Origin of the sequence: Rhizobium sp. Leaf321 (assembly GCF_001423215.1) — a bacterium.
Taxonomy (GTDB): domain Bacteria; phylum Pseudomonadota; class Alphaproteobacteria; order Rhizobiales; family Rhizobiaceae; genus Neorhizobium; species Neorhizobium soli.
In genome coordinates, this window is the sequence record NZ_LMOF01000001.1 from 343,805 (window position 1) to 352,404 (window position 8,600).

Below are 8,600 nucleotides of genomic sequence, written 5' to 3' on the forward strand. Positions count from 1 at the left end.
TTTGCCTCAGTAGCCTGAGGATCAGATCGCTTCAATGACCGCTTGTGGCGCAAAGCTGCCGTGGTCGCCTTTTTGGCCCGAAGCGTACAAGAGACCCCGGCTCATTATTCGACTGTCTGGACGTCTACGGGATATCGCTTCGGAAAGGCGCGTTGCAGGATATTTATGAGAACTGATGCCGACCCGTCAGGCGATCCGTCGAAGGGATAATAGGCACGGTCGCCGCCCAATTCAAATGGCGGTATTTCAGCGGCCAACGGCGCTACGGTGTATTCACATCCGATTGTGTCGCTTCCGCCGAAGTGACGTAATGAACCGTCGCTTTGAAGTCGTTTCGACTGCAGTAAAAGCTCGTGACCGCCATCTCGTGTCCGGCTAGTTTGGCATTATACACCACGGTTTTAGTGTATGTTCCTCCACGGAAACAAGCTCGGACCTCGTCTTCAGCGACCTCGCGCTCAGTCAAAAATGTCCGAGCGCATTCATCCCTAAGCCCGCTCTTCTGTTGGAAGCTCTTGAAGTACTTAATATCTGCAACGGGAAAAGTCCACCACAGGTATGTGCTCCATATGGGCCGCGCAAGATAAACGACTGCTACCAAGGCGACCAATAAACATAGACTTCCAGATACCAACCTAACACTGAAGGGCATGAAGATCGCTCCGGAGCCTGCGCACGAAACCGGGTTATAAATGTCGAAGCTGATGACCGCAATTGGCGCAAAGCGGAAGACGCTTCTTGGACCATTGCTGACGTCCGACGTCGGATATCGACCGTATGATTAGCGAGTGTTGGTAGGCGAGCGCTGCTGACCTGACTACACAACTTCACATCAGGGATGTGGTCGACGTTCTGTAGCCAGTTGGCTATCAACAGCCGTGGCGGCGTGGCGCATTCGACCTTAGCGTAAGTTTACAGCAATTCAGTTCTCGACCGATGCTCGCTGTATCATTCTCGAATCCGATAGACACAACTTTTGATTAAATGACGCGAATTATACAGGTCAATTTAACGCCTGATTGAGCTTGAAAGCAAACTTGTATCTGTGAGTGACTCAATTAGAGGTGAATTGCCTCGCGATATAATTGCAAAGCATCTTTCTGTGGATCATGATTAGCTTCTAAAAAAGCGAATCCGTCTGCAAGATAAACGTCTAAATTGCAGAACGTGTGAGAAAAGGTGCGTTGTGAGATGGTTTGCTTCCAAGCTTGGCGGCCAACACGTGGGCTATCTGGAACGATCTTACTTTTCGCCACCTTCGTATCTCTGACAGAAGCGGGAGCGCAAGCGAGCGGGGAACAAGGCAGGGTTGAAGCGAAGGACAGAGATCAAACTATTGAGCAGCAACGCGAGCAGGGTGTCTGCCAGGGTTTCGATTTTTCTGGAAAGGTGACGGACGGCTATTTTGTGCAGCATGGGGGAGGAAAGGTGAAAGTCCGTATTCCGGTGACGTATCTTCTGTTTCCGGAGGCTGGATTATCCTTCACAACGAAGAATGCCGGAGAGGCAAACTTCAGCTTTCACCGCGACACGCTGAAGCCCTATCCCCGACAGGAGATGTTCGGAAAAATTATTGCCGGGAAAGAGGAGTGGATCAGTTTCCTGGTGACGAACCTTGTCGAGATCGACGTGGTCGCACGCAACTTGATGAACTTCTACTCACAGCGCTCGCTTCTCTCCGATCTGCCAGCCTTCCCGGAAAAAGCGGCGGCGTACGATTTGATGCAAATCGAGTTGCCGGAACGACAGCAGCCCGGTTGGCAAAAAAAGACTCTTTATTTCGCTCGTGATGCGGGGAAGATCACCGACGTCATTTCCTGCAACATTCCTCTTCCCGACTTTTACCCGCATTGCGAGCAAAGTACTCGCGTCGATGAATATGATGTAAAAATTCTCTACCCCCTCGATCAGCTGAAGAGTTGGAAGAAGATCAGACAGAATATTCAATATTTCCTGGAATGCATGAGCGATTAATATTTCAAAAAGGAGCGAAATATGAGTGTGGAACTGTCGAGTGAACAGCTTGCGACGCTCCAAGACGCGGTTAACGCCGGTGATCGTATTGAGTATTACTCGCTGCTAGCAGACTACGGCGACATCTACGGGAAACTTGCTCTTGCCGTTGTCAATAATGATCCTGGCAGCGGAGCTACGGCGAGTTATTTCATCACTACACAGGCCCAAATCGAGGGCAATCCGCTCACAAATGATGCTTTAGCGAACGTAAGCCTGCAACTGATGCAGGCTGATTATGCGGCTCGGGTTCAGGCGAATGGCGCCGAATTAGGATACCAAGCGGTCCAGTCATATCACCAGCAGGTCTTTGCTTCAAATGGCCTGACGCCCAGCGCCTGGACTGCTAATTTCCCTTTGGATTATCTCGGGACCGTTGAGGAAAAGCAGGCGTTATGGAACACACTGAACAACTCAGGTCCTGCAGGTTCTGCATGGGCGATTTTCGCCGCACTCTCCGGCGGCTTGGCAAATGAAGATGCAAACGTTGTCGCCTATATGGGGAAGTTGCTGGCAGCCGGGGCGTTAGGCCTTGCTTCTTCGTCAAATGAGTTCGGCGACTATTCCGTTTCTATCAACGGCGGCGGGGTATCCATCGGCGGCACACAAAACGACGATATTAAAGCTGGCACTCAGTATCCCGACGTGCTGATGGGCTTTGATGGCGGGGACACGCTCACCGGTGAAAGCGGCTCTGATAGATTATGGCGGCGCAGGTGACGATGTCATCGTAGGCGGCAACCTTTCCCCTGGTTTTGACCCGTCATCGATCAGCTATGCCGCGTTAGAAACATCCTCTCATAGCGAATGGGATGACGGAGAGAAGGATGTCCTCGTCGGCGGTGACGGCAACGACATCTTTATAGTCGGTGGTGGTGTCAACGCTCTGAAGGTGGAGCTGACCTCGCAGCAGGTGGCGGATCGCGCCAAACTTGACCTTATCGATGGCACCGACAGCAGCTTTACTATCTATGCTCAGTGGGTACTGGATGACCCAGGTCAGACACAGATCACCCTTACTGCAATGTTGACGAGCAGCGATCTGGCCGCAGCCACGGGCTTTGGAGATCTTCTGTCTTTCGATACCGCTCTCTCAACAGCCTTCTACCCGGAATCTGATGAAAAGTACGGCTCCAGTCTATTTGGCCAGAAGGTCTATGATGCTGTCTCTAAAGAGGCGATCCTCTACGTCGAGTCGACAGTGAATTCCTACACCAACGTCTTGTTGTTCGGGATTAAAAACTATCTGGTTTTCGATCCCTCAGCGGGGGGTGAGGGCGGCGGTAATTGGCGGCTTGCTGACAGCGATGCCGCCGGATGGCGGATCGAAGGCGATAATAACAACAACGCCGATCTAACTGGTTCGAATGGCGATGACACCGTTGTTGCACGGGGCGGAAACGACACGATCGACGCTTCAACATATGGAGGGGGATCCGACTGGTACTATGGGGGAGATGGCTATGACACCGTCAGTTACGCCACCGCGACACAGGATCTAACAATTTCTTACGACAGCCTTTGGGGCGCTTTTTTAGTCTCACGGTCAGAAGGAGAATCCGATTATCTTCTAGACATTGAGCGCGTTGTCGGCGGAGCTGGCAATGATACGATAACAGGAGGTGATGCAAACGAAACCTTTGGTGGTGGCGGCGGAAACGATGTCATAGCCGGCGGTGCGGGTGTGAACACGATCGACTTCTCGTTGCATACCTCTTCCGTAACGGTCCAGTTTTCTACAGCTGGTCAGGGAACTGCGTCAGGCGCCCAAAGTGGAGAGGATACCTTTACGCAGATCCAGAACATAATCGGCAGCCAGGGAAATGACATCCTCACGGGTGACAATGCCGACAACGTTATCGATGGTCAAAATGGAAGCGACCAGATCGACGGCAGTAGCGGTTCTGACGTCGTCTCCTACTTTAATACCATAGCGTCCTATACGGTTATTGCAGGTACGGGCGGCTATCTGCAAATATGGGATTACGCCTACAGTGATGCAGTCATTAATGTCGAAACTTTCTCCTTCGCCGGCGTGGATTTCCTCTACACCGCAATTGTAGCGGCCGCCACAGCTGCGAACTACGGAACGTCTGGAACTGACACTCTGTCCGGATCAGGTGATCAAGACGCGATTTTCGCCGGTGCGGGCGACGACACGATTTTTGGGCTGGCGGGCGATGACCTGATTTATGCCGAGAACGGCAACGACGTGATTTTTGCAGGAGATGGCACCAATAATATCAATGGCGGCGATGGAAGCGATACCGTCATCGTCAGCGGTGCTCAGTCCGACTTCGTCATTACGATCCAGGACGACAACTCAGTTTTGATGACCGGGTCTGGCATCACAAACCGAATTGCTGACGTAGAGTGGATCACCTTTGACGCACCGGAGGGGCAAGAGGATACGAGCCTCGACATTGCTTATTTTATCGAAGCAAATTCCGCAACAACGATAACAGGCACAAGCTCAGACGATACCCTGACAGGCACTGCAGGCCAAGATACGATCCACGGCTTTGGCGGAAGCGACACGATTTTCGGTCTTGAAGGCGACGATATAATCGATGCCGGGGCCGGCGATGACGTCATCTTCGTGGAAACTGGCACGAACAGGATCGAAGGCGGAGACGGCTCGGATACGGTCGTTATCGAGGGTGCCTACGCTGATTTCGTTATCAATGTTCGTGATGATAACTCCATCCTCGTCAATGGGGCGGGCGCGATGCATACGATAAACGGCGCCGAGTGGGTCGTCTTTGATGCTCCTGCCGGCCAGAATGACACCGAACTAAGCGTAAGCGATCTCTTGGAGGCAAATTCCTCAACTACGGTCAACGGCACGGCTTCCGCAGATAGCCTTACGGGGACTGCTGGCCAAGATACTATATCCGGCTTTGGGGGTAACGATACGATTTTCGGCCTAAGAGGGGACGATGTCATTGACGGCGGCAGTGGAGACGACGTGGTTTTTGCCGGCCTTGGCACCAATATTGTCGATGGTGGCAACGGCTCGGATACGGTCATCGTTGAAGGTAACTACGGAAACTTCATGCTTCAGCTCGTTAACGATTCAGACGTCGTCGTTGTAGGTGAAAACCTTATGAATGTCGTTCGTAATGCAGAGTGGATTGTGTTTGATGCTGTCGGAAGCGGCACGGATGTCAGCGTCAATGTTGCCCAGTTTATATCAGAGAACTCGTCGCAAACGCTAGTGGGAACGACGGGAGCCGATACTCTAAACGGTGGCTTTGGATTGGACACGATCAGTGGGCTGGCCGGCGATGACACTATATACGGCCAAGGCAACGATGATATACTTCACGGTGATGCAGGCAACGACACGATCTTCGGCAATGATGGCAATGACACTCTTGTCGGGGGCGACGGAGATGACTTCCTCGTCGGTGGAGATGGAAGCGACACTTTCGCTTTCAACGCGACCGGCCAAGACTGGGTTGATGATTTTGAAGTCGGTATAGACAAGATCGATGTGAGCAAGATCGCAAGCTTGAGCGACTTTTCCGACGTGCTTGCCAATTCTCAGGAATGGATCAGTGGGACGACCTGGCTGTATGCTGATGCAAACAACTATATCCGGGTTGACGGTGTATCGGTCTCCAGCCTTCAGGCCAGTGACTTTATCTTTGCCTGATCTCATGGAGGTGACTGATCGACGGCCAGCGAAGTTGCTACAGCATCAACCCACAAGCTCCAAAGCACGGCTTATTTTTCTTAGATCCGGCTACGGTAAGCAACGGATCGTTAAAGAAAACGAAGGGAAGGCCCGCGGAGCGCGGCCCTTCCCTTATCGCCCCAAGTCAATGGCATCTGGTCCGCAATCTAATATCGTCTTCGTCCAGGCAGTCGTCGCCGTGCCGATCGTCACTGTAGCAATGGTTCCTAGTCGGTGACCTGCCACTGAACTGCTTATCTTGCGTTGCTAGCTCATTGAGGGGTCAAGTGAAAGACCACCAATAGGTCGAGCCGTAGATTTCTGATCCATCATGCTCAGTCCAGGAATGCTTGGTCCACATATTAGTTTTGGGGTTCCCGCCAAGTTTAGCATCGTCACGGAGACGCTCGTAGACTGCCTTAGTAATCCAGGTCCGCTGGCTCTGCTTGATCTCGGTGAGCTTGGCGGCGTAGTTCGCAGCCTTTCCCACCCAAACAATGTCGTTGTCACCCCGTACGCCCGTGCGGGCAGTCCGAACCTGGCTGCTATCGATCCCGATGACCTGTGAAACCGTCACGTTGTTATCCGGATACTGCTTATTCAGGGCTGGGTTGATAATATTCTTGACGGCCCAGTTGATCTTCAGAGCACACTTCACAGCTGGAGTTGCCTGCGTGTCGCCGACAAAAACACCCATAACGCGATCGCCATCGTAAGAGGTTATCGTGCCACCTTCATTTCGGATGATTCTCCCTGCGCAGAAGAGAAACGTTTTGTAGATTTCGGCAGCCTTCTGCCAGCCTACCGTATCGACCATCGATGTCGAACCGGTGAGATCGGCATAAAGGATAGTGGCCCGATCAAATACTACCGCGTCATTGGTCAGCTTCAGGTCTGAAGATGCCGGCACCACCCGGCCGTTGCGTGTGGTCCAGTTCTCTCGGAAGGTGGTGGCGGCATGGTTCTTAAGATCTTCCAACAAGCTCATACGCTATCCGTTGTTTGGTCCCATGGTTTTAATGTGCTCGCGGAGCTTGTTGCAGGCGGCCCCTATTAAGGCGGCCGTGTCTTTGCCACTGGCTTCGAAACGGTAAGGTATTGTCGTGATGCCGGTTAGATCGCTAGGCAACCTTACCTTATCATCGCGTGGCTCCATCAGGATCGCCCGAGCGCGACCGAGGCGCCCCATGAATAAGCCGAGTTCTAGGATGACGTTATCACGAGGCGTTGGCCAATCCTGACCTCGGTAGGCTGTGATATCGTCAGCATGAGCAACGGCTATTGCAAAATCAGAGTCATCGACGGCAGCCTCTAATGCATCCATCGTGTAATTGGTGACCTTGAACACTCCATCCGTCCAGATCGTGCAGGTGAATGGGTCGTGTTCGAAGGCGTCCTGAATCGCTCGGGCGATCACCAGACCTTCCACTGACGAAATGATGAACACCCGGATCTTGTCACGATGCGTCTGCACCAGCTTGTTGCGTTCGAGCAAACGACGGGCAAGTTCCTGCGCAATCGAGCGGTAGAGGGCCGGGTGTCGGCTAGCGATATCCGAAAACTGCGGCTCCGTAAGCTTTGCCAGCACCACCGCTTCCCGGACGACCACCGTAGCTGAGCGCTTCTGCATCGGCTGCACTGCGGCCATTTCTCCGATGTGATCTCCCGGCCCCCGTGTCGCAACCGGTCGACCGTTAATGATGATCTGGACTATACCCGATATTATGAAAAAAACATCGTTCGAATCGTCGTCCTGACGGATCAACTCGAAGTCGGCGGGAAATTCCTCAATAGTGCACGTATCAGCGATTTCGTGCGCAACGGTTTCCTGGCCCTGGACCATCTTCTGCGCTAAAAGCGCTTCCACCCTCAATCGTCGCCCCTGATCTCCCTCGAAACGTTCTTTCATAGACCCTCTCTTCACAAAAGAAGGTAATGCAACCGGAGGATGATCACAAGAATCTAAGTGATAAATTACCCATAGCTCCAACTACAAAGGTGGATTCGGTTAGGGCATGCTCGGCAGCAGTTCGCTCGTAGTCGGCGACAAGTGGATATTGGCAGCAGGTCCGGTATCGGCCCTAAGCTGCCATCAGGCAGCAATCTGGTATGGCGCAAATCGCCATAATTTGTTCAAACAGCTCATGACCAGCAACCCCATTCCAGAATGCCTACTATCTCAGCGGTTGCGAAATCGCTGCATCGACGTGTTGGAACTTCTTGCAGACGGCAACGAGACCGTCCGGCGGTTTGGTTCCGCAGAGTACTTCAACTGTTTTTTCGATTGGTTTCCCGATGAGGGCGTTTACAATCCTCCGTCGGTAATGTCCCAAGATGAAGTAGAGGTCGCTACAGCGGTCCTGGTCTTGATGCGCGACGCGTGCGATGCCACTCCGCTGCTGGTGACTGAAGATGAGCTTATTGCAACGGGCTGGCCCAGCCGTATTCAGCCGTTTGCACAAAATGCGCTGGAAGTGTTCATGACCCGAGGTCGGGGCATTGAGGATTAACAATCATTGCAGTGTAAATGTGCGCTCGTGGCGAAAGTCCGCAGTTGGCGCAAAGCCGCCGAGTTCGGATTTCCTACCATACCTCGCGTATAGGCAGAAGCCGTAGGGAGCCATCGCGCCACATGTCAAATCGCACCATCTTCCCGCACCTTGCTGTGGCAGCACTGTTTCTTCTTGGTCCATCAACAGCCTTCGCAGAGGAGCCGACCCTGCCGCCAGGTGCCGAGACCGCGGGTAACGCGCTGCCCAGCCAAATCATACTACGCGCGGCACCCCTGATGCAGGCGGGGAGGGGCGACGAGGCGACGTTCTGGTTCTATGCCGGACAACTTCGCTGGCGCTCACGCCTGAGCGGCGGCCCAGCTCAGGACCCGACCGGCGAACCCGCTCTGTTCTCG

7 protein-coding genes are annotated in these 8,600 nt (G+C 53.1%); 5 read left to right on the forward strand and 2 right to left on the reverse strand.

The window, feature by feature from the left end:
* Nucleotides 1-1,191 precede the first annotated feature (1,191 nt).
* Genes ASF70_RS01520 through ASF70_RS01530 form a run of 3 tightly spaced genes read left to right on the forward strand, consistent with a single transcriptional unit; the run spans nucleotide 1,192 to nucleotide 5,671 of the window.
* Nucleotides 1,192-1,974 (forward strand): hypothetical protein, encoded by a 783-nt coding sequence (locus ASF70_RS01520; protein WP_062576819.1) that lies wholly within the window; start codon nucleotides 1,192-1,194, stop codon nucleotides 1,972-1,974.
* 21 nt (nucleotides 1,975-1,995) lie between these two features.
* A complete protein-coding gene (locus ASF70_RS01525; protein WP_062576820.1) occupies nucleotides 1,996-2,733 on the forward strand; it encodes a hypothetical protein in 738 nt (245 codons plus the stop codon).
* A complete protein-coding gene (locus ASF70_RS01530; protein WP_162237936.1) occupies nucleotides 2,696-5,671 on the forward strand; it encodes a calcium-binding protein in 2,976 nt (991 codons plus the stop codon). Before ASF70_RS01525 ends, ASF70_RS01530 begins: the two co-directional genes overlap by 38 nt.
* 304 nt (nucleotides 5,672-5,975) lie before the next feature.
* On the opposite strand, the gene ASF70_RS01535 is transcribed toward ASF70_RS01530, so the two are convergent.
* Together ASF70_RS01535 and ASF70_RS01540 are read right to left on the reverse strand one after the other, a co-directional pair.
* On the reverse strand, nucleotides 5,976-6,680 hold the full coding sequence (locus tag ASF70_RS01535; RefSeq protein ID WP_062576824.1) for an adenylate/guanylate cyclase domain-containing protein: 705 nt from the start codon (nucleotides 6,678-6,680) through the stop codon (nucleotides 5,976-5,978).
* Nucleotides 6,681-6,683: 3 nt separating this feature from the next.
* Nucleotides 6,684-7,601, reverse strand: coding sequence for a TIR domain-containing protein (locus ASF70_RS01540; protein WP_062576826.1), 918 nt, complete (start codon nucleotides 7,599-7,601; stop codon nucleotides 6,684-6,686).
* 106 nt (nucleotides 7,602-7,707) lie between these two features.
* Here ASF70_RS01540 and ASF70_RS01545 point away from each other — a divergent pair, with 106 nt between their 5' ends.
* Entirely contained in the window at nucleotides 7,708-8,202 is a 495-nt protein-coding gene (locus tag ASF70_RS01545; RefSeq protein WP_062576827.1) for a hypothetical protein, read from the forward strand.
* Between the two features lie 122 nt (nucleotides 8,203-8,324).
* Nucleotides 8,325-8,600 (forward strand): hypothetical protein (locus ASF70_RS23835; RefSeq protein ID WP_200943482.1); only part of this gene is annotated, 276 nt, incomplete at its 3' end.

Excerpts from the sequence above, each read along its gene's own strand:
- ASF70_RS01520 (WP_062576819.1), top strand. The coding sequence starts at position 1,192 with ATGGTTTGCTTCCAAGCTTGGCGGCCAACACGTGGGCTATCTGGAACG.
- ASF70_RS01545 (WP_062576827.1), top strand. The coding sequence starts at position 7,708 with ATGCTCGGCAGCAGTTCGCTCGTAGTCGGCGACAAGTGGATATTGGCA.
- ASF70_RS01525 (WP_062576820.1), top strand. The coding sequence starts at position 1,996 with ATGAGTGTGGAACTGTCGAGTGAACAGCTTGCGACGCTCCAAGACGCG.
- ASF70_RS01540 (WP_062576826.1), bottom strand. The coding sequence starts at position 7,601 with ATGAAAGAACGTTTCGAGGGAGATCAGGGGCGACGATTGAGGGTGGAA.
- ASF70_RS01535 (WP_062576824.1), bottom strand. The coding sequence starts at position 6,680 with ATGAGCTTGTTGGAAGATCTTAAGAACCATGCCGCCACCACCTTCCGA.